Origin of the sequence: Micromonospora sp. WMMD1120 (assembly GCF_029626235.1) — a bacterium.
Lineage (GTDB): Bacteria > Actinomycetota > Actinomycetes > Mycobacteriales > Micromonosporaceae > Micromonospora.
This window is the reverse complement of the sequence record NZ_JARUBO010000005.1, coordinates 3,210,742-3,229,510: the sequence shown is the minus strand read 5'-3', so window position 1 is coordinate 3,229,510 and position 18,769 is coordinate 3,210,742. Positions and strand designations below refer to the sequence as shown.

Below are 18,769 nucleotides of genomic sequence, written 5' to 3'. Positions count from 1 at the left end.
CGCCACCGCCGCCGGACGGACCGGTCACGCCGGCCACGGCAGCCAGGCCGCCAGCCGGAAGTCGCCGCTGTCGTCCCGACCGTAGGCGAGGCGACCGCCGGCCAGGGCGACCCGTTCGCTGATGCCGACCAGGCCGGTGCCCGCACCCGGCAGGGCGCCGCCGGCCGGGGCCCCGACCGGCCACCGGTTGCCGACCGCCACGGTGAGCCCGACCCCCGGCCCGCCGGCCACGTCCACCGTCACCGCCGCGCCGGCCGCGTGCTTGCGGGCGTTGGTCAACCCCTCCTGCACGATCCGGTACGCGGCCCGGCCCAGCGCTGCCGGCACCTCCTCCGGCCGGGTGACGCTGTCGCTGACGTTCACCCGCACTCCGGCGCTGCGCGACTCGTCGATCAGGGCCGGCAGGTCGGCGAGGGTGGGCTGGGGCGGCTCCGGGGCGTCGTCACCGCCGGGGTCCTCGGCCCGGAGCACCCCGATCACCTCGCGCAGGTCCTGCAGGGCGGCGTGCGCGCTGCCCCGGATCACCCCGGCGGCCCGCGCCACCTCCTCGGACGGCGCGTCCGGGCGGAACTCCAGCGCGCCCGCGTGCAGGCTGAGCAGGGAGATCCGGTGGGCCAGCACGTCGTGCATCTCCCGGGCGATCCGGGTGCGTTCGAGGTGGCGGGCCTGGGCGACGCGCAGTTGCTGCTCCGCCTCGGCCCGCTCGGCCCGCTCTCGCAGCGACACGATCAACTGCCGCCGGGCACGGACGAACATCCCCCAGGCCAGCACCGCGAGACTGATCACCACACCCCAGGTGACGGTGAGCCAGTACGGCATGACCGGGTCCGGACGGACCCAGCTGAAGACCAGGTTGGTGAGCAGCCCGACACCGGTGACCGCTACCGCGACGGCGGTGCGTCGGTGCACCACCACGGTGAAGTAGAGGATCAGCAGCGGGATGGCGGAGGCCATCGAGAACATCGAGAGCGGCAGGGTCGCCAGCGCCAACCCGAGTGGCCACCGGCGACGCAGCCAGAGCAGCCCGCAGCAGGCCAGCCCGAGCGCGGTGTCGGCGCCGACCATCCAGTCGTACGGCAGCGGGGTCGCCGCCTCGGGGTTGGGTGAGAGGCCGTCGACGGTGGCGAACAGCACCCAGAGCAGAGAGATCACGAACGCGACGCTGTCCACCACCCAGTCGCGGGTGGTGCGGCGCGGACGCGTCCGGCCCCGCTCGGCGGGCACGACCAGCTCCCCCGGCAACAGCCAGGGGTGCTCCGGGACGGCGAGGCTGGTCACGCGCCCATGCTAGGCAGCCGGCGGAGGGCGCGGCCAGCTACCAAAGTCGAGACCTGTCGACCGACAAAGGTCGACGCGGCACCGACCGGTGGCCGCAGCGGACGACCGGGTGGCCCGGGCAGGGTCGACGACATGATCACCGTGGAGAACCTCACCAAGCGGTACGGACCGCACCCGGCCGTGGACGACGTGTCGTTCACGTGCGAACCGGGCACCGTCACCGGCTTCCTCGGCCCGAACGGGGCCGGCAAGTCGACCACCATGCGCATGATCTGCGGGCTCACCGCGCCGACCGCCGGCCGCGCCACCGTCTCCGGCCGCCCCTACCGGGAACTGCCCAACCCGGGGCGGGAGGTGGGCGTCCTGCTGGACGCCTCCGCCCAGCACGCGGGACGCACCGGCCGCGAGGCGTTGACGCTGTCCGCGTACACCATGGGTGTGGACCGCCGCGAGGTCGCCGCGAAGCTCGACCTGGTGGGGTTGAACGCGGTGGCGGCCAAGCGCCGGGTACGGGCGTATTCGCTGGGCATGCGGCAGCGGCTCGGGCTGGCGCAGGCGCTGCTCGGTGACCCCCGGGTGTTGATCCTCGACGAGCCGGCGAACGGCCTGGACCCGGAGGGCATCTTCTGGATGCGGAGCCTGCTGCGCGACTTCGCCGACCGGGGCGGCACCGTGCTGCTCTCCTCCCACCTGCTGCGCGAGGTGGAGGCGGTAGCGGACCGGCTGGTGGTGATCGGGGGCGGCCGGATCGTGGCCCAGGGCGACAAGAAGGAGCTGCTGGCCGGTGGGGGCACCGTGGTCCGGGCCCGCGACGACGCGGCCCTGCGCCGGGCGCTGGAGGCGGCGCGCCTGACCGTTGCCGACAGCGCCGACGGCCTGCTGGTGCAGGCCGAGGCCGAGGCGGTCGGCCAGGCGGCGGCGGATGCCGGCGTCGCGCTGTCCGAGCTGCGCCCCGCCGGTGGCGGCGGCCTCGAACAGCTCTTCCTCACCCTGACCGCCGGCGAATCGACGAAGGAGGCCGTCCGATGACCACCACCACCGCACCCGCCGCCGGCACCGTCGCGCCCCGGCACCCCGCCCCGGTACGCCGACCGTCCCTGCTCCGACTCACCCACGTGGAGCTGCGCAAGCTCGTCGACACCCGGGCCGGCCGCTGGCTGCTGATCACCATCGGCCTGGTCGTCGTCGCGATCGTCACCCTGCTGCTGATCTACGCCGAGGAGAGCGAACAGACGTTCTTCACGTTCTTCGTCACCTCGCTGTTGCCGGTCAACGTGCTGCTGCCGGTGCTGGGCATCCTGTCGATCACCAGCGAGTGGTCCCAACGCACCGCCCTCACCACGTACGCGCTGGTGCCCCGGCGGGAGCGGGTGGTGGCCGCGAAGCTGATCGCGGTGGTGCTGGCCGCGCTCGCCTCCGTGCTGGTCACGCTGGCCGTGGCCACGGTCGGGACGCTGGTGGCGTCGGCCACCGGCGGCGCGGGCACCTGGAAGGTCGACGCGATGTTGATCGTCAACGGGGCGATCGTGCAGGTGGTCGGCGTGCTGATGGGTGCCGCGTTCGGTCTGCTGCTGCTCAACCCGCCGCTGGCCATCGTCGGCTACCTGCTGCTGCCGACCCTGTGGTCGGTGCTCGGTGAACTGGTCCGGCCGCTGCGCGGTCCGGCCGGTTGGCTGGACACCAGCCGGACCATGGAACCCCTGTTCACCAGCGACGTCACCGGCGAGCAGTGGGCGCGGCTGGGGGTCTCCCTGCTGGTCTGGATGGTCCTCCCGTTGGCCGCCGGCCTGGTCCGGACGCTGCGCCGCGAGGTGTCCTGACCATGGACGCGGCCGGCTACCGTCCGCGCACAGTGGTCAGCGGCGGCCCGCTGGAGCTGGCGGTCCTGTGGGGTGGCTTCCCGCTGCTCGGCGCCGGCGCCGGATGGCTCCTCGCGATGACGACGGGATGGCTGGCCCGGTTGCCCTGGGTGCCGTTCAGCGACCTGATCGAGTGGCTGGACCGGTTGCCCGAGCCGCAGGCGACCGTCGGCGCGATCGGCGTGGGCGTCCTGGGCGGCCTGGTCATCGGCGGGATCGGCACCGCCGAACGGCTGATCGTCACCGTCGACGGGGCGCAGGTCCAGCTCCGTCGCGCCGACCAGAGCCGAACCGTCGCGCGGGCCGACACCCGGGTGGCCTTCCTCGCCGACAAGCACCTGGTGCTGCTCGACAGCGACGGCGCGGAACTGGTCCGGGAGTCGACGGACCTGCCGGCGGCCCGACTGGCGGCGGCGTTCCGCGAGCACGGCTGGAGGTGGGCGGACGACGACCCGCACCGGTCGGCGTACCGGCTGTGGGTGCCCGACCTGCCCGGGCTGCCCGCCGGCGCGGACGCGCTGCTGCGGGCCCGGGAACGTGCGCTCGAACGGGAACGCCGCGACGACGCCCGGGAACTGCGCCGGGAGGTGGGCCTGCTCGGGGTGGTGCTGCGCGACGACGGCAAGCGGCAGTACTGGCGGTTGACCGAGCGGGCCGTGGCACCCGGTCCGGAGCGGCCCACTTCGGCCGAGCGGGAGCCGGACGGGCGGTAGCGTCGGTCCCAGCAACCAGTGGGGGCCGCGCGATGACCGAACAGCAGCCGTACCGGGTGGTGTCTCGACACCCCGGCTTCGAGCTGCGCCGGTATCCGGCCCACCTGGTGGCCGAGATGCAGGTCCAGGCGTCGTTCACCAGGGCGCCGATCGAGGCGTTCCGCCCGCTGGCCGGGTACCTCGCCGGCGCCAACCGGGCCCGACACGCGGTCGGCCCGGCGGCGTCGGCGAGGTCGGCGGCCGGCGGTCCGGAGAAGATCGCCATGACCGCGCCGGTGGTGCAGGTCGAGGGTGAGTGGCCGGGCGCGTACCTGATCCAGTTCGTCCTGCCCGCCACCCTCACCACCACCACGGTGCCCGAGCCGGTGGACTCCCGGGTCCGCGTCCGCGAGGTAGCGGCGCAACTGGCGGCGGCGATGCGGTTCTCCGGGCGCTGGACGGAGCGGGCGTTCAGCCAGCGGGCCACCATGCTCGGCCGGTCGGTGACCGCCGCCGGCCTGCAACCCACCGGCGCCATCCGGTACGCGCGCTTCGACCCGCCGTGGAAGCCGTGGTTCCTGCGCCGCAACGAGGTCGTGTTGCCGGTCGTCGACTGAGCGCCGCTACCTCGACGGGCGGTGACCGATCGCGGCCGGCCATGCCAGCACGAACGCCATCCCGAGCCCGGCGAGCAGGCCGGCCAGCGAGACCAGCAGGTCGGAGTCGGCGGCGTTGATCGGGCTGTTCCCGGCCAGCGCGGTGAACTGCCTGCCGATCGGCAGCACGACCATCATGGTCATGGCCGTGACCAGCAGGAACACGAACGGGCCCAGCGCCGCGGCGAGGGCGGCCAGCGCGTGGTGCCGCCAGACCGGCCGGCCACCGGGCCAGTCCCAGGCCAGCAGCGTGACCCCGGTGAGCAGCACCGTACCGAGAGCGACCTCCGGCAGGAGGCGTTCGCCGGGCGGGGTGGCGCGCACCAACCCGACGCCGAGCAGGCACACGGTGGCGAGGCCGGCGGCCACCCCGACGCGGTGCCGGGTGCGCGCCGGAGCCGCCGCCAGGGCGGCGCCCACGGCCAGGACCACCAGCAGCGCCCCGGTGCTCAGCGCGCCGTGGGCCAACTCCGGCTCCCGGTCGGTCGGCGACTCGATCCCGGCCGCCACCAGCGTCAGCACCCCGACCACGCACGCCGCGCCGGTCAGCACCGCCCGCTCGACGGCCGGCGGCGTGCCGCGTTCCCGCCACCACGGCACCGCCGCGAACACGCCGAGCACCGCGAGACCGCCGACGACGAGCAGCACCGTCGCCCCGACGCCCACCGGATCGGCCCGGTCGATCGCGACGTCGGCGGCGATCCAGCAACCGCCGAGCACCGCGGCCGGGCCGCTCCAGAGCAGCCGGCCCCGACCGGCGAGCACCAGCCCGACCGCCACCGCCATGATCGCCAGGAACCGCAGGTCCCGCGCCCAGTAGGTGTTGTTGCCCGGCAGGCGCTCCGACCACGGGCCGATCGGCTCGGTCAGCGGCTGCCACACCGTCATCCCGAACGCCCACACCACGACGGCCACGGCGGCGAGGAGCAGCCCGAGCGGGCGCGCGAATCGCATCCACCGACGGTAGCTGTGTCCGCGCCGGTCCGCCGGCCCGGTCAACCGGCGACGCCGACCCGCGACCGGGCGGGCCAGTGCCGCAACGACCGCCACGTCGGCAGCACGCTGGCCAGCACCGCCAGCAACAGGCACAGTCCCACCGCCCCACCGACGACCGACCAGGGCACCACCAGGTCGACCGGAGCGCCGACCTGCTCGGCGAGCCCGGCGCGGATGCTGAGCAGGCCGGCGAACGCGACAGCGCCACCGAGCAGCGCGCCGATCAGCACCACCAGCGCGGACTCCGCGGTGACCAGCCAGATCACCTGCCGCCGGGTCGCTCCGGCCAGCCGGACCAGTCGCAGGTCGGTGGCCCGACCGGCGGCGGCCAGCACCAACGTGTTGGCCACCGCGATGGCCCCGTAACCGGCGGACACCCCGATCAGCAGCAACGTGAACAGCCAGACCAGGCGGTCCTCGGCGGCGTCCGCCTCGGCCGCCCAGGTGGCGACGTCGACGATCCGCGCCCCGGCGGGCGGGTCGATCCGGTCCCGGACGTACACGGTGGACGTCAGGGCCGACGGGTCGTGCGTCCGTACCGCCGCCCGGGGCACCAGCAGGTCGCCGGGGATCGAGTCGTCGGTGACCACCGCCACGACGCGCAGCGACACCGTCGTCCCGTCGGCGAAGACCACCTCGTACGACGCGGACGGCCGTAGGTTCGCCGCCGCGGTGACCACCACCGTGTCGTCGCCGCGCAGGTCGTCCACCGAACCGGCGACGACGGTGAGCACCCGGTTGGCGGCGGCGAAGCCCACCGGGTCCACACCGAGCGCGGTCAGCGGCCGGTTCGGCGGCGGGGCCCCGGGGTCGGTGCGGTAGACGGTGGTCGGCAGCAGGGCGGTGCCGCCGGTGGCGGCGACGGCAGCGTCGGACAGACCGGGGGCCCGGTCGGGCACGACGATCCAACCGGCGTTCACGGTGTCCGCCCGGCCTGCCGCGTACGCGGCGCTGGTGGTACGCACCATCCCGGACACCAGCACCGCGAACGCGACGGTGAGCAGCACCGGCGCGGCGATGGCGGCGGTCCGCCGGGTGGCGGTCAACGCGGCGGCACGGACCAGCATCCCGATCGCGCCACCGGGGCGACGCACCGGGGACCGCAGCAGCCGGACGACCGGCCCGATCACCGCCGGGGCGAGCACCGTGGCACCGGCCACCAGAGCCATCACCGCGTAGAGGGCGTACTGCGCGGCGATCCGGGCCTCGTCCGAGGTCGCCGTGCCGACGCTGAGGGCGATCCCCGCCGCGACGAGCAGCGCCCCGGTGGCGACGCGTACCCGCCCGATCGGTCGCTGCTCCACCGCGGCCTCGCGCAGCGCCTCCAGCGGGCGGACCCGCGCCGCCCGTCGCGACGTCGACCAGACGGCCAGCAGCGCGATCACCGGCCCGGCGACGAGCGAGACCGCCACCGGCCAGAGGTGGTAGCGGACCGCGAACGTCGCCGGCTCCAGACCCGCGTCCACGAGCAGCCGACCCACCGCCGGGGCGAGCCCCGCGCCGGTCAGCAGGCCGACGAGTCCGCCACCGGCGCCGACGACCAGCGCCTCGGCGCACACCAGGCGGCGGACCTGGCGTCCGGTGGCGCCCACGGCGCGCAGCAGTCCCAGCTCGCGCCGGCGCTGCGCGGTGGTGAGCGCGAAGGTGGAGGCGACCACGAACACCGTGACGAAGCCGGCGAGGGCCGCCGTGGCGGTGAGCACCTGCATGCCGACCCAGCGGGTATAGGCGTCGCCGCGAGGCTCCAGCGCGCCGCGCGCGTCGCCGGTCAACACCCGCCCGTCGCCGCCGACGACAGCCCGGGCCGCCAGGGCGACCCGCTCCCGGTCGGCGCCGGGCGCGAGCAGCAGACCGATCGCGCGTACGCCGGGGGCGAGGGTCGCGGCGACCTCGTCCACGACGTGCACGCCGGGCGCGTCGACCAGGCCGCTCACCGTGTACGGCTCCGGGCCGGTTCCGGTGACGAGTGTGACCGAAGCGCCGACGCGCAACCCGAGCGCCCTGTCGACGACCACCTCGCCGGCCCGCCGGGGCGGCTCCCCGGCGGTGGGACGCAGTCCGCCCAACTGGGCGCTGGACCAGCCGTGCCCCTGGTGGGCGTCCTCCCGCCGGGTGTCGGCGACCGCGGGACGGCCGTCGACGAGCACCTGGGCGTGGAAGGTCCGGTCCGGTACCGCCGCCGCGACACCCGGCAGGTCGGCCAGCCTGCCGGCGAGGTCGGCCGCGACGGCGGAGGACCACGGGCGGGACGGCACGAACGAGTCGGCCGAGGCGCCCGCCTCCGGGCTCTGCACCACCACCGCCGCGCGGGCCAGCCGTTCCGGCGCCTGCGGACGCCCGGAGGCGAGCAGCACCGTTGCCGCCGCGACCAGCGCGACCCCGATGGCGACGGCAACGAACGCGCTCGCCGAACGCCGGACGCTCAGCACGACCGCTCCCCGACGGTCTCCCGCTCGGCGATCCGGGCGGCGACAGCGGCAGCGGTGATCCCGTCGGTCAGCTCGTCGACGATCCGCCCGTCGGCGAGCAGGACCACCCGGTCGGCGTACGCGGCGGCGGTGGGATCGTGGGTCACCATCACCACCGTCTGCCCGTGCTCGTCAACCAACCCGCGCAGCAGCCGCAGCACCTGCCGGGACGCCGCGCTGTCCAACGCGCCGGTCGGCTCGTCGGCGAAGAGCACCGCCGGGCGGGTGATCAACGCTCGGGCCACGGCGACGCGCTGCTGCTCGCCGCCGGACAACTCGCTCGGCCGGTGTCCGGCCCGGTCGGCCAGCCCGACGGCGTCCAACGCGGCGGCGACGTCGCGGGCCGGTGGACGGCGACCGGCCAGGCGTGACGGCAGCTCGACGTTCTGCGCGGCGGTCAGCGTGGACACCAGGTTGAACGCCTGGAAGACGAAGCCGATCCGGTCCCGCCGTAGCCGGGTCAGCTCGTCCTCGCCGAGGTCGTTCAGGCGGACGCCGTCGATCGTGACGACCCCCTCCGTCGGGCTGTCCAATCCCGCGGCGCAGTGCAGCAGTGTGGACTTCCCCGAACCGGAGGGGCCCATCACCGCCGTGAACGTGCCGCTCGCGAAGCTCGTCGTCACGCCGTCGAGTGCCGTCACCGGTCGGCTCCTGCTGCCGTACACCGCGCGCAGCCCGGTCAGGGTCACCGTGTCTGTGGTCATGACCGTCACGGTGCCGCCTCGGGCCGGCCCCGCGCGTCGTGCCAGCGCGGACACTCCCCGACCCGCCCGTGGGCGGATCCCGGACGCGCGCGGCGGTCGGACGCCGTACCCGGGGATGACGGCCCACGGGTGGACGCGCCCGCCGCCGTCGGTCGATAGCGTTCGTCGGGTGATCGCTCATCTGCTGTCCCGTCGACTGCGGCCGAAGGATCTGTACGTCCTGGACGCCGTCCTGGCCGTGGCGGTCGGCGGATTCCTCTGCCCGTACGCGGCGCTGGAGTCGCCGCTGCACGGCGGCGTACGCGAACCGCTCTGGCTGTCGGTGCTCGTCGGGATGGCGCTCGGGTTGCCGTTGGCCGCCCGGCGGCGCTGGCCGGTCCCCGTCGCCGTGCTGATCAGCGTGATCGCCGCCGCCGCGCTGGCCGCCGGTGTGATCCCCAACTTCGCCGCCGCCGCGCCGGCCCTCGCCATCGGCCTGTCCTTCTACACGGTGGCCGTGTCGACGACCACGCGCCGGTCGATGCTCAGCGCCGCCGGGTGCCTCGCCCTGGTCAGTGTCGCGCTGGTGCTGACCGCCGGTGACCTCTGGTCACGCACCGGGGCGGTCGCGTACGCCCTCGTCATGATCGCGCCAGCCTGGTTGATCGGCTGGTCGATCCGGGAGCGCCGTGCCCTGGCCGCCCGGCAGAGCGACCACCTGGTCCGGCAGGCCGCCACCGAGGAGCGCCTGCGGGTGGCACGTGAGCTGCACGACGTGGTGGCCCACACGCTGAGTCTCATCGTGGTCAAGGCAGCCGTCGCCAACCACGTCGCCGAGGCGGACCCCCGGGAGGCGGGCGCCGCCCTGCGGGTGATCGAGGAGACCGGCCGCGGCGCGCTCACCGACGTGCGTCGGGTGCTCGGCGTCCTGCGGGACGGCGCCCCGTACGCCCCGACGCCCGGTTTGGACGAGCTGTCATCGCTCGCCGAGCAGGCGGCGATCGGCGGGGTCGAGGTACGGCTGGACGTACGGCGGGAGGAACCGGCCGGTACGGTGCCGGAGTCGGTGGGCCTCGCTGTCTACCGGATCGTGCAGGAGGCGGTGACGAACGTGGTGAAGCACGCCGCGCCGGCCGCCTGCCGGGCGACGGTGACGGTTCTGCCGACCGAGGTCCGGGTGGAGGTGACCGACGACGGCCGGCGACCGGTGTCGACCGTCGGGGAGGGGCACGGGTTGACCGGCATGCGGGAACGGGTGGCGTTGCACGGCGGGGAGTTCCGCGCCGGCCCCCGGAACGACGGCGGCTTCGCGGTGACGGCCCGCCTGCCCTACCGGGTGGCCGCGTGATCCGCGTGCTGATCGCCGACGACCAGGCGCTGCTGCGCGGCAGCTTCCGGTTGCTGGTGGACCTCAGCGCGGACTGCACGACGGTGGCCGAGGCGGGCAACGGGTTGCAGGCTGTGGCGTTGACCGGGCAGCACCGGCCGGACGTGGTGCTGATGGACGTCCGGATGCCGGAGATGGACGGCATCGAGGCGACCCGGAGGATCTGCGCCGACCCGGCGACGGCCGGCACCCGGGTCATCATCCTGACGACGTTCGACCTGGACGAGTACGTCTACGGGGCGCTGCGCGCCGGGGCGAGCGGCTTCCTGCTCAAGGACACCCCGCCGGCCGACCTGTTGACCGGCATCCGGGTGGTCGCCTCCGGTGAGGGGCTGCTCGCGCCGACGGTGACCCGCCGGCTGATCGACGAGTTCGCCCGGCGACCGGAGCCGAGCCGGCCGCTGCCCCGACAGCTCGACGGGGTGACCGAACGGGAACGGGAGGTGCTCACGCTCATCGCCCGGGGCCTGTCCAACGCGGAGCTGGCCACGCACCTGCACCTCAGCCCCGCCACCGTCAAGACCCACGTCGGGCGGTTGTTGACGAAGCTGGCGGTGCGCGACCGCGCGCAACTGGTCATCGTCGCGTACGAGACGGGCCTGGTGGGTCCCGGCGGGACGGGACCGACCGGCCTAGGCTGACCGCGTCGCCCGCACCCGCTGGAGGAACCATGACCCGGTACGTCGCCCTGCTGCGCGGGGTCAACGTCGGCAGCACCCGCCTGGCGATGGCCGACCTGCGCCGGATCGTCGGCGACCTCGGGCACGAGGACGTGAAGACGTACCTCCAGAGCGGCAACGTGGCCTTCGGCAGCACGGTGCGGGACGCGGAGAAGCTGGCCGCCGGGATCGAGCGGGCGCTCGCCGACGAGCTGTCCCTGACGGTGCCGGTGCTGGTGCGCAGCGGCCGGGAGCTGGCGGCGGTGGCCGGCGGCAACCCGTACGCCGACCGGGAGGACGACCCCACGCGGCTCATGGTGGCCTTCCTCGCGACAGCGCCGGCCCCGGCCGCGGTGGCCGCTCTCGCCGTGCCCGGCGCCGAGAACGTGTCGTTCACGGTGACCGGCCGGGAGGTCTTCCTGCACTACGTCGACGGCGGGTACGGGCGGTCGAAGTTCACCAACGCGTACCTGGAGAAGAAGCTCGGCGTGGTGGCGACCAGCCGGAACTGGAAGTCGGTGCGGGCCCTGGCCGCCATGGCCGACGGCTGACCGCCGGCGGGGCACCCGACCGGGTGAACCGTCCCGGCGTTGCCCGCGTCACGCCGCGTTGTGCGGTGATTCGGCAGGCCTGCCGGGTATGGATGACAGGCAACGAAGACGACGCGAAGGAGCCGCAGTGGCCAACACCATTCCCGACATCAGCCTGAACGACGGCAGCACCATTCCACAGCTCGGCTTCGGGGTGTTCCAGATCGAGCCGAAGGACACCGTGGCCGCGGTGACCACCGCGCTCGAGGTGGGCTACCGGCACATCGACACCGCCGAGATGTACGGCAACGAGGCCGAGGTCGGCGAGGCGGTGCGCCAGTCCGGCCTCGACCGGGGCTCGGTCTACGTGACCAGCAAGTTGAGCAACGCCTTCCACCGCCCCGACGACGCCCGCCGGGCGTTCGACTCGACGCTGTCGGCGTTGAAGATGGACTACATCGACCTGTTCCTCATCCACTGGCCGCTGCCGACGCTGTACGACGGCGACTACGTCGCCACCTGGAAGGTGCTGGAGGAGTTCCAGCGCGACGGCCGGGCCCGCTCGGTCGGCGTGTCGAACTTCCAGGTGCCGCACCTGGAGCGGCTGGCCGACGAGGCGAGCGTGGTGCCGGCGGTCAACCAGATCGAGGCGCACCCGTACTTCGGTAACGAGGAGGTCCGCGCCTACGGCCGCGCGCACGGCATCCTCACCGAGGCGTGGTCGCCGATCGCGCAGGGCAAGGTCCTCGACGACCCGACGGTGGTCGACCTCGCCGAGCAGCTCGGCCGGACCCCGGCGCAGGTGGTGCTCCGCTGGCACGTGCAGCGCGGCGACATCGTCTTCCCGAAGTCGACCACCCCGAAGCGGATCGAGGAGAACATCCGCATCTTCGACTTCGAGTTGGACGACGCGGCGATGGAGCGGATCACCAATCTGGACAAGGGCGAGGCCGGGCGGCAGGGCCCGAACCCGGACACCTTCGCCTACCTGCCCAACTGACTCTTTCCACGAGCGGTGTGCCGCGCCGGCATGGCCATGCCGGCGCGGCACCACTCACGGCCCGGCCATGGCGACGCGCTCGGCGAGCCGGCGGAACGCCCTCTGGGTCGGCGAGCCCGGCTCCGGGACGTAGACGATCATCCGCTGGTCGGTCTCCGGCACGTGCAGCACCCGACACTCGAACTCCAACGGCCCCAGTTCCGGGTGCGGCACCCGCTTCACGACGGGTCGCCGTTCGGCCACCTCGTGTTCGGCCCAGAGCTGGGCGAACCGGGGCGAGGCACCGAGCAGCTCGGTCACCAGGTCCTGCACCGCCCGGTCGCCGGGATAGCGACCGTAGGCGGCGCGCAGGTCGGCGACCGAGGTACGGACGAACCGGACCATCTCCGGGTCGGACCAGGAGTGGGCCGCCGCGGGTTGACGGAAGATCATGCGAATCATGTTGCGGTCCGCGGTGGGCACCGTCGCAAGATCCCCGACGAAGTACGTGGCGAGCCGGTTCCAGGCCAGCACGTGGTACGCCGCGTCGACGAGGTACGCCGGAGTCTCGGTCATCGCGTCGATGAGGTGCCGCAGTCCGGGCGTCACCTCCCGGCTCGGTCCGGCCTTCGCCGGCGGGCTCTCCCCCGCCACCCGGAACAGGTACTCGCGCTCGTCCCGGGTCAGCAGCAGCGCCCGGGCCAACGCGGAGAGCACCTGCCGGGACGGCTGCGGGCCGCGGGCCTGCTCGATGCGGATGTAGTAGTCGACAGACATGCCAGCGAGCTGGGCCACCTCCTGCCGGCGCAGGCCGGGGGTGCGACGCCGTACCCCGTCGGGGAGGCCGACCTCGGCGGGGCGCAACCGGGCGCGGCGGCTGCGCAGGAACGCCGCCAGTTCGTCGCGTCGCAGGCAGGTGCGGTCCATCTCCCCAGCTTGCCGCAACCGGCGGCGGCGAGGGTGGTACCGCTGGACCCAGCCTGCACCGGTCTCTCCCACCGTCGCCGCCGTCCGGACATCGTCGACGGCATGACGACGAACATGATCGCCCTGGTCACCGGGGCCAACAAGGGAATCGGCTTCGCCACCGCCGGGCAGCTCGGCAGCCTCGGCATGACAGTCCTGGTCGGGGCGCGGGACGCCGAGCGCGGCCGGGCCGCCGAGCGCAGGCTGCGCGACGGCGGCGTCGACGCCCGCTTCGTGCCACTGGACGTCACCGACGCCGAGTCGGTGGCGGCCGTCGCGACGCTGGTCGAGGCTGACTACGGCCGGCTGGACGTCCTGGTCAACAACGCCGGCATCGTCCTCGCCGACGGTACGAGCGGGCTGCCCAGCGAGACGACGGTGGCGACCCTGCGCCGGCTGTACGAGACGAACGTCTTCGGCGTGGCGGCGGTGACCAACGCCCTGCTGCCGGCGCTGCGTCGGGCCCCGGCCGCGCGGATCGTCAACGTCTCCAGCGAGGTCGGCTCGATCACCGTGATGACCGACCCGAACGGGGCGCTGTTCGGGCTGACCTCGGTGCCCTACCCGTCGTCGAAGGCGGCGCTGAACATGCTCACCGCCATGTACGCCAAGGAGCTGCGGGACACCCCGATCAAGGTGAACGCGGCCAACCCGGGCTACTGCGCCACCGATTTCAACGGCAACAGCGGCTTCCGCAGCGCCGAGCAGGGCGCCGAGGTGAGCGTGCGACTGGCGACGCTGCCCGCGGACGGGCCGAGCGGCCAGCTCTGGGGCTACCAGATGGACGCCGGCGGCGGGTACGGCCCGCTGCCCTGGTGACCGTCGACGCTTGACCTGGAGCGCGCTCCAGCCTGCAGGGTGATCGGTGCGCCCACCGGTAGGGCGCACGGAAGGAGATCCCCATGCGGTACCGCACGATCGGCGCCGACCCGGCCACCCGGCGCGAGGTGAGCGTGCTCAGCCTCGGCGCGATGCTCTTCGGCAGCGCCACCGACGAGGCCACCTCGTACGCGATCCTCGACCGGTACGTCGAGGCCGGCGGCACGTTCATCGACACGTCCGACAACTACGCCTTCTGGGTGGACGGCGGGCAGGGCGGGCAGAGCGAGGAGCTGCTCGGCCGGTGGCGACGCAGCCGGGGCATCGGAGCCGAGATCGTCATCGCCACGAAGCTGGGCGCCCGGCCGCTGGCGCCGGGCACCAGCTACCTGGACAACGCCGAGGGCCTGTCCGCGAAGGTGATCCGCGAGTCGGCGGAGCGCAGCCGGGACCGGCTCGGCGTGGAACGACTGGACCTGCTCTACGCGCACATCGAGGACCGCACGGTGCCACTCCAGGAGACCGTGGAGGGCTTCGCCGAGCTGGTCGCCGAGGGCACCGTCGGTCTGCTGGGCGCGAGCAACCACCGGGCCTGGCGGGTGGAGCGGGCCCGCGCGCTGGCCGCCGCCGCCGGGCTGCCCGGGTACGAGGTGCTCCAGTACCACCGCAGTTACCTGCCGAACCGCACCGACCTGGCCAGCGACCTGGACCCGGACGGCGAGCCGGGCGGCGTCGGCGGTGACCTGCTCAGTTACCTGCGCGCGGAACCCGAGCTGACGCTGGTGGCGTACTCGCCGCTGCTCAAGGGGGCCTACACCCGGACCGACAAACCGCTCAGCGCGGCGTACGACCTGCCGAGCGCACCCCGGCGACTGGCGGCGCTGCGGGACGTGGCCGAGCAGTGCGGCGCGACGGTCAACCAGGTGGTGCTCGCCTGGTTGCTGGGCGGCGAGCTGCCGTCCATTCCGCTGGTGGGCGCCTCCTCGGTGGCGCAACTGGAGGAGAGCCTGGCGGCGGTGGACCTGGAGCTGACCGCCGAGCAGCGGCACCGCCTCGACACCACCTGGTGACCTGCCGGCAGGCCGTTCCGTCGCCGTGGCCCGTCCCGTGGCCGTGGCAGCGCCGTCTCCGTCCCGCCGACCTCAACCTTCGGTCGGCGGGACGGTCAGGTCGAGCTGCCAGTCGTTGGCGCGCATCAGGTGCCCCGGTGGGTATTCGAAATCGATCTCGCCGAGCAGCGTGAACCCCGCCTTGTGACACACCGCGTTCGAGGCGGGGTTGTCCACCGACGGGTAGGCGTGCGCGTAGCGGCGATCCCGCCGGCCGCGGACCACGTCGAGGGCCGCGCGCACCGCGGCGGTGGCCAGCCCTCGCCCCCGGTACGCGGGCAGCATCGCCCAGCCCAGCTCGTACACCTGCTGCTCGCGCCACTCGCGGGCCCAGTAGCCGACGCTGCCGACCCGCGCGCCGTCCGGCAGCACGAGTGTGAACATGCACCCCTGCCCGGTGTCGGCGAAGTGCACGTACCGGTCGTGCCGGGCGAGCACCTGCTCGTCGCTCTCCGGACCGCCGGTGTGCTGGCGCGTCTCCGGTGAGTTGAGCTGCCGCAGCAGGTCGAGGTCGTCGTCGCGCCACGGCTCGATGCGCACCTGTGTCATTCCGTCCCCTGTTCGTCGGTCCCAGTCAAGCCGACCCCACCGACATTTCCCGCCGAAACGCCGCCCGCTAGATCGGATCTAGCGGGCGGCCGATCGCCGCCTCGCGCCCTGACAGTGAGAGGGGGTGGCGGTGACACCGTTACGGATCGCCGTGATCGTCGGCAGCACCCGGGAGGGGCGGGCCGGCGACCGGGTCGCCCGCTGGTTCGTGGAGCAGGCCGAGCGGCACGACGACCTGACGGTCACCGTCGTTGACCTCAGCGACTACGACTTTCCGGCAAGCTTTCCCGCGGAGCCGACAGCATCCATCCGGGCGTTCGTCGGCGCTGTCGGTCGGGCGGACGCGTTCGTCGTGGTCACCCCCGAGTACAACCACAGTTTCCCGGCACCCTTGAAACAGGCGATCGACTACGCGTATGACGAGTGGCAGGCCAAGGCGGTCGGCTTCGTGTCGTACGGCTGTCGGTCCACCGGTCTGCACGCCGTCGACCAGCTCCGCACCGTCTTCACCGCACTGCACGCGATGATGGTGCGCGACGTCGTCGGGATCGACCTGCTGGCCGGCGAGCCGACAGCGCGGTGCGTCGACGAGCTGCGCCGCGACGCCGACGCTCTGCTCGACCAGCTCCGCTGGTGGGGTCTGGCCCTCCGCGACGCGCGGGCGGCCCGTCCCTACGTCTCCTGACCCACGCCCAGAACGAAAGGTACGACATGAGTAGACGCAGCACCGGCCTGGCCATCGAGGCCGAGGGGCTCACCCGCTCGTTCGGGGACACCCGCGCGTTGGCCGGCATCGACCTGCGGGTGCCCGCCGGCACCGTCTACGGGCTGCTCGGCCCGAACGGCGCGGGCAAGACCACCGCCGTCCGGGTGCTCGCGACGCTGCTGCGGCCCGACGGCGGCTCGGCCCGGGTCTTCGGACACGACGTTGTCGCCGAGGCCGACAAGGTCCGCTCCCGGGTCAGCCTCACCGGCCAGTACGCCTCAGTGGACGAGGACCTGACCGGTACGGAGAACCTGGTGCTCCTGGGCCGCCTGCTCGGCCTACGCAAGCCGGCCGCCCGCGAGCGCGCGGCGGCCCTGCTCGCCGCGTTCGGTCTGACCGACGCCAGCGACCGCCAGGTGAAGAAGTACTCGGGTGGCATGCGCCGGCGCATCGACATCGCCGCCAGCATCCTCAACACCCCCGATCTGCTCTTCCTCGACGAGCCGACGACGGGTCTCGACCCGCGCAGCCGTAACCAGGTGTGGGAGATCGTGCGGGCGGTGGTGTCGCACGGCACGACAGTCCTGCTGACCACGCAGTACCTCGACGAAGCCGACCAGCTCGCCGGACGGATCGCAGTCGTCGACCATGGCCGGGTGATCGCGGAGGGCACCCCGGGTGAGTTGAAGTCGTCGGTCGGCTCCGGCACCGTGCACCTGCGGCTGCGCGATCCGGGGCAGCGGCCCGAGGCGGAGCGGGTGCTGCGCGAGGCGCTCGAGGTGCCGGTGCAGCTCGCCGCCGACCCGGTGGCGTTGACCGCCCGGGTCGGTGAGGCCGGCACCGACCTCGACGCCAGCGCCCAGGCCGCCCGACTCCTCAGTGACCTCTCCCGGGCCGGGATCGTCGTGGACAACTTCTCCCTCGGCCAGCCCAGCCTGGACGAGGTCTTCCTGGCCCTGACCGATCACCCCGCCGTGCCCGCCGACGAGCACGACGAGCACCTGGAGGCAGCCCGATGACCGACACCACGACCACTACCGCCGAACGGGCGCCGTCCGTCTACGTCCCGTCCGCCGAGGCGCTGTCGACAGTGCTCGCGCCCGGCGCCCGGCCGCCCCGACCCAGCCCGCTCAGCGCGTCGCTCACCTTCGGCTGGCGCGCCATGCTGAAGATCAAGCACGTGCCGGAGCAGCTCTTCGACGTGACCGCGTTCCCGATCATCATGGTGCTGATGTTCACGTACCTCTTCGGTGGCGCCCTCGCCGGAAGCCCGCGCGAATACCTTCAGTTCTTCCTGCCCGGCATCATGGTGACGAGCGTCGTCATGATCACCATGTACACCGGCATCGGCCTCAACACCGACATCGAGAAGGGCATCTTCGACAGGTTCCGGACGCTGCCCGTCTGGCGTCCGTCCGCCCTGGTCGGCATGATCTTCGGCGACGTGCTCCGCTACGTGCTCGCGGCGGTGGTGATCCTGGGCCTGGGGCTGGCACTCGGGTTCCGACCGGAGGGTGGAGCGGTCGGCGTCGTCGCCGGGATCGGGCTGCTCGTCGTCTTCTCGTTCGCGTTCTCCTGGGTGTGGACGTTCTTCGGGCTCATCCTGCGCAGCGAGAAGTCGGTGATGGGCGTCAGCATGATGGTGCTGTTTCCGCTGACCTTCCTGAGCAACGTCTTCGTCGAGCCGAGCACCATGCCGGGCTGGCTCCAGGCGTTCGTGAAGGCCAACCCGGTGACGCAGTTGGTGTCCGCGATCCGCGGCGTGATGAGCGGTGACTCCGACCCGTCGGCCACGATGTGGCTACTGACCTGGAGCGCCGGATTCATACTCGTCTTCGGCACCCTGACCATGTACAAGTACAACCGCCGCTGAACCCCGCACACGCCCACGCCCCCGCCCCGACAATCCCGCGCCCCACCCCGCCCCGCCCCCGCATCCCAAGGCGGGGCGGGGCGGGGCCAGGCCAGGCCGGGCCAGGCCGGGCCAGGCCGGGCCAGGCCGGGCCAGGCCGAGCCGAGCCGGGCCAGGCCGGGCCAGGCCGAGCCGAGCCGGGCCAGGCCGAGCCGAGCCGGGCCAGGCCGAGCCGAGCCGGGCCAGGCCGAGCCGAGCCGGGCCAGGCCGAGCCGGGCCGGGCCAGGCCGAGCCGGGCCGGGCCAGGCCGAGCCGGGCCGGGATCAACACGCCTTCCATGAAGTCGGGCCTTCCCCCCACCCCGGATACCCCGGCTTCGATGACCCCGAGTGGATCAACCCGACCCCCGACCCAGACCCCCCAACCCCACCCCCACGAGACCCACCCCCGCAAGACCCGCCCCGCAAGACCCGCCCCACAAGACCCGCCCCGCAAGACCCGTTGATCATGATGTTATTGCCCTGGAAAGCGCTTACCGTCGGCAATAACTTCATGATCAACCAAGTAGGGAGGGGGCGGTG

At 73.6% G+C, this 18,769-nt stretch carries 19 protein-coding genes; 13 read left to right on the top strand and 6 right to left on the bottom strand.

Translation table 11 applies throughout. The annotated features are described in order from the left end of the window. Positions 1-24 precede the first annotated feature (24 nt). Positions 25-1,278: a histidine kinase gene (locus O7634_RS15255; protein ID WP_278150788.1), complete on the bottom strand. Its 1,254-nt coding sequence runs from the start codon at positions 1,276-1,278 to the stop codon at positions 25-27. Between the two features lie 132 nt (positions 1,279-1,410). Here O7634_RS15255 and O7634_RS15250 point away from each other — a divergent pair, with 132 nt between their 5' ends. Genes O7634_RS15250 through O7634_RS15235 form a run of 4 tightly spaced genes read left to right on the top strand, consistent with a single transcriptional unit; the run spans position 1,411 to position 4,446 of the window. After that, positions 1,411-2,307: an ATP-binding cassette domain-containing protein gene (locus tag O7634_RS15250; protein ID WP_278150787.1), complete on the top strand. Its 897-nt coding sequence runs from the start codon at positions 1,411-1,413 to the stop codon at positions 2,305-2,307. Continuing rightward, on the top strand, positions 2,304-3,098 hold the full coding sequence (locus O7634_RS15245; RefSeq protein WP_278150786.1) for an ABC transporter permease: 795 nt from the start codon (positions 2,304-2,306) through the stop codon (positions 3,096-3,098). The genes O7634_RS15250 and O7634_RS15245 overlap by 4 nt, the downstream gene beginning before the upstream one ends. 2 nt (positions 3,099-3,100) lie before the next feature. Further along, the gene (locus tag O7634_RS15240) at positions 3,101-3,850 is read left to right on the top strand and encodes a hypothetical protein (protein WP_278150785.1); all 750 of its coding nucleotides are present in this window, start codon (positions 3,101-3,103) and stop codon (positions 3,848-3,850) included. Between the two features lie 32 nt (positions 3,851-3,882). Then, positions 3,883-4,446 (top strand): heme-binding protein, encoded by a 564-nt coding sequence (locus O7634_RS15235; protein ID WP_278150784.1) that lies wholly within the window; start codon positions 3,883-3,885, stop codon positions 4,444-4,446. 6 nt (positions 4,447-4,452) lie between these two features. Here O7634_RS15235 and O7634_RS15230 read toward each other — a convergent pair whose 3' ends face one another. The 3 genes from O7634_RS15230 to O7634_RS15220 are packed head-to-tail and all read right to left on the bottom strand — an operon-like array spanning position 4,453 to position 8,653. Next, positions 4,453-5,439, bottom strand: coding sequence for a hypothetical protein (locus O7634_RS15230; protein ID WP_278150783.1), 987 nt, complete (start codon positions 5,437-5,439; stop codon positions 4,453-4,455). 41 nt (positions 5,440-5,480) lie between these two features. Beyond that, positions 5,481-7,910 (bottom strand): FtsX-like permease family protein, encoded by a 2,430-nt coding sequence (locus O7634_RS15225; protein WP_278150782.1) that lies wholly within the window; start codon positions 7,908-7,910, stop codon positions 5,481-5,483. Continuing rightward, positions 7,904-8,653 carry an ABC transporter ATP-binding protein gene (locus O7634_RS15220; RefSeq protein WP_278150781.1) on the bottom strand — a complete coding sequence of 250 codons (750 nt, stop codon included), beginning with the start codon at positions 8,651-8,653 and terminating at the stop codon, positions 7,904-7,906. The genes O7634_RS15225 and O7634_RS15220 overlap by 7 nt, the downstream gene beginning before the upstream one ends. A gap of 169 nt (positions 8,654-8,822) precedes the next feature. On the opposite strand from O7634_RS15220, the gene O7634_RS15215 reads away from it, so the two are divergent. The 4 genes from O7634_RS15215 to O7634_RS15200 all read left to right on the top strand — a co-directional run bounded on the left by O7634_RS15215 (position 8,823) and on the right by O7634_RS15200 (position 12,208). After that, positions 8,823-9,980, top strand: coding sequence for a sensor histidine kinase (locus O7634_RS15215; protein ID WP_278150780.1), 1,158 nt, complete (start codon positions 8,823-8,825; stop codon positions 9,978-9,980). Beyond that, a complete protein-coding gene (locus O7634_RS15210; RefSeq protein ID WP_278150779.1) occupies positions 9,977-10,660 on the top strand; it encodes a response regulator transcription factor in 684 nt (227 codons plus the stop codon). The genes O7634_RS15215 and O7634_RS15210 overlap by 4 nt, the downstream gene beginning before the upstream one ends. A 29-nt stretch (positions 10,661-10,689) precedes the next feature. Beyond that, positions 10,690-11,229, top strand: coding sequence for a DUF1697 domain-containing protein (locus O7634_RS15205; protein ID WP_278150778.1), 540 nt, complete (start codon positions 10,690-10,692; stop codon positions 11,227-11,229). Positions 11,230-11,356: 127 nt separating this feature from the next. Beyond that, positions 11,357-12,208: an aldo/keto reductase gene (locus O7634_RS15200; RefSeq protein ID WP_278150777.1), complete on the top strand. Its 852-nt coding sequence runs from the start codon at positions 11,357-11,359 to the stop codon at positions 12,206-12,208. Positions 12,209-12,262: 54 nt separating this feature from the next. Here O7634_RS15200 and O7634_RS15195 read toward each other — a convergent pair whose 3' ends face one another. Beyond that, positions 12,263-13,114 (bottom strand): helix-turn-helix transcriptional regulator, encoded by an 852-nt coding sequence (locus O7634_RS15195; protein ID WP_278150776.1) that lies wholly within the window; start codon positions 13,112-13,114, stop codon positions 12,263-12,265. Between the two features lie 102 nt (positions 13,115-13,216). Here O7634_RS15195 and O7634_RS15190 point away from each other — a divergent pair, with 102 nt between their 5' ends. Both O7634_RS15190 and O7634_RS15185 read left to right on the top strand, forming a co-directional pair. Beyond that, positions 13,217-13,972 (top strand): SDR family oxidoreductase, encoded by a 756-nt coding sequence (locus tag O7634_RS15190; RefSeq protein ID WP_278150775.1) that lies wholly within the window; start codon positions 13,217-13,219, stop codon positions 13,970-13,972. Between the two features lie 83 nt (positions 13,973-14,055). Continuing rightward, positions 14,056-15,042: an aldo/keto reductase gene (locus O7634_RS15185; protein ID WP_278150774.1), complete on the top strand. Its 987-nt coding sequence runs from the start codon at positions 14,056-14,058 to the stop codon at positions 15,040-15,042. A 72-nt stretch (positions 15,043-15,114) separates the two neighbouring features. On the opposite strand, the gene O7634_RS15180 is transcribed toward O7634_RS15185, so the two are convergent. After that, on the bottom strand, positions 15,115-15,630 hold the full coding sequence (locus O7634_RS15180) for a GNAT family N-acetyltransferase (RefSeq protein WP_278150773.1): 516 nt from the start codon (positions 15,628-15,630) through the stop codon (positions 15,115-15,117). 130 nt (positions 15,631-15,760) lie between these two features. Between O7634_RS15180 and O7634_RS15175 the strand changes: the two genes are divergently transcribed. From O7634_RS15175 to O7634_RS15165, 3 genes are read left to right on the top strand one after another with little or no spacing between them, the layout of a single operon-like run. Then, positions 15,761-16,315 carry an NAD(P)H-dependent oxidoreductase gene (locus O7634_RS15175; protein ID WP_278150772.1) on the top strand — a complete coding sequence of 185 codons (555 nt, stop codon included), beginning with the start codon at positions 15,761-15,763 and terminating at the stop codon, positions 16,313-16,315. Between the two features lie 26 nt (positions 16,316-16,341). Continuing rightward, complete coding sequence (locus O7634_RS15170; protein ID WP_278150771.1) at positions 16,342-17,355, top strand: ATP-binding cassette domain-containing protein; 1,014 nt, start codon at positions 16,342-16,344, stop codon at positions 17,353-17,355. After that, complete coding sequence (locus O7634_RS15165; RefSeq protein ID WP_278150770.1) at positions 17,352-18,209, top strand: ABC transporter permease; 858 nt, start codon at positions 17,352-17,354, stop codon at positions 18,207-18,209. Before O7634_RS15170 ends, O7634_RS15165 begins: the two co-directional genes overlap by 4 nt. Positions 18,210-18,769: the final 560 nt, after the last annotated feature.

Coding starts and splice junctions, on each gene's coding strand:
- O7634_RS15250 (WP_278150787.1), top strand. CDS start 1,411: ATGATCACCGTGGAGAACCTCACCAAGCGGTACGGACCGCACCCGGCC.
- O7634_RS15245 (WP_278150786.1), top strand. CDS start 2,304: ATGACCACCACCACCGCACCCGCCGCCGGCACCGTCGCGCCCCGGCAC.
- O7634_RS15240 (WP_278150785.1), top strand. CDS start 3,101: ATGGACGCGGCCGGCTACCGTCCGCGCACAGTGGTCAGCGGCGGCCCG.
- O7634_RS15235 (WP_278150784.1), top strand. CDS start 3,883: ATGACCGAACAGCAGCCGTACCGGGTGGTGTCTCGACACCCCGGCTTC.
- O7634_RS15230 (WP_278150783.1), bottom strand. CDS start 5,439: ATGCGATTCGCGCGCCCGCTCGGGCTGCTCCTCGCCGCCGTGGCCGTC.
- O7634_RS15220 (WP_278150781.1), bottom strand. CDS start 8,653: ATGACCACAGACACGGTGACCCTGACCGGGCTGCGCGCGGTGTACGGC.
- O7634_RS15205 (WP_278150778.1), top strand. CDS start 10,690: ATGACCCGGTACGTCGCCCTGCTGCGCGGGGTCAACGTCGGCAGCACC.
- O7634_RS15195 (WP_278150776.1), bottom strand. CDS start 13,114: ATGGACCGCACCTGCCTGCGACGCGACGAACTGGCGGCGTTCCTGCGC.
- O7634_RS15190 (WP_278150775.1), top strand. CDS start 13,217: ATGACGACGAACATGATCGCCCTGGTCACCGGGGCCAACAAGGGAATC.
- O7634_RS15185 (WP_278150774.1), top strand. CDS start 14,056: ATGCGGTACCGCACGATCGGCGCCGACCCGGCCACCCGGCGCGAGGTG.
- O7634_RS15180 (WP_278150773.1), bottom strand. CDS start 15,630: ATGACACAGGTGCGCATCGAGCCGTGGCGCGACGACGACCTCGACCTG.
- O7634_RS15170 (WP_278150771.1), top strand. CDS start 16,342: ATGAGTAGACGCAGCACCGGCCTGGCCATCGAGGCCGAGGGGCTCACC.
- O7634_RS15165 (WP_278150770.1), top strand. CDS start 17,352: ATGACCGACACCACGACCACTACCGCCGAACGGGCGCCGTCCGTCTAC.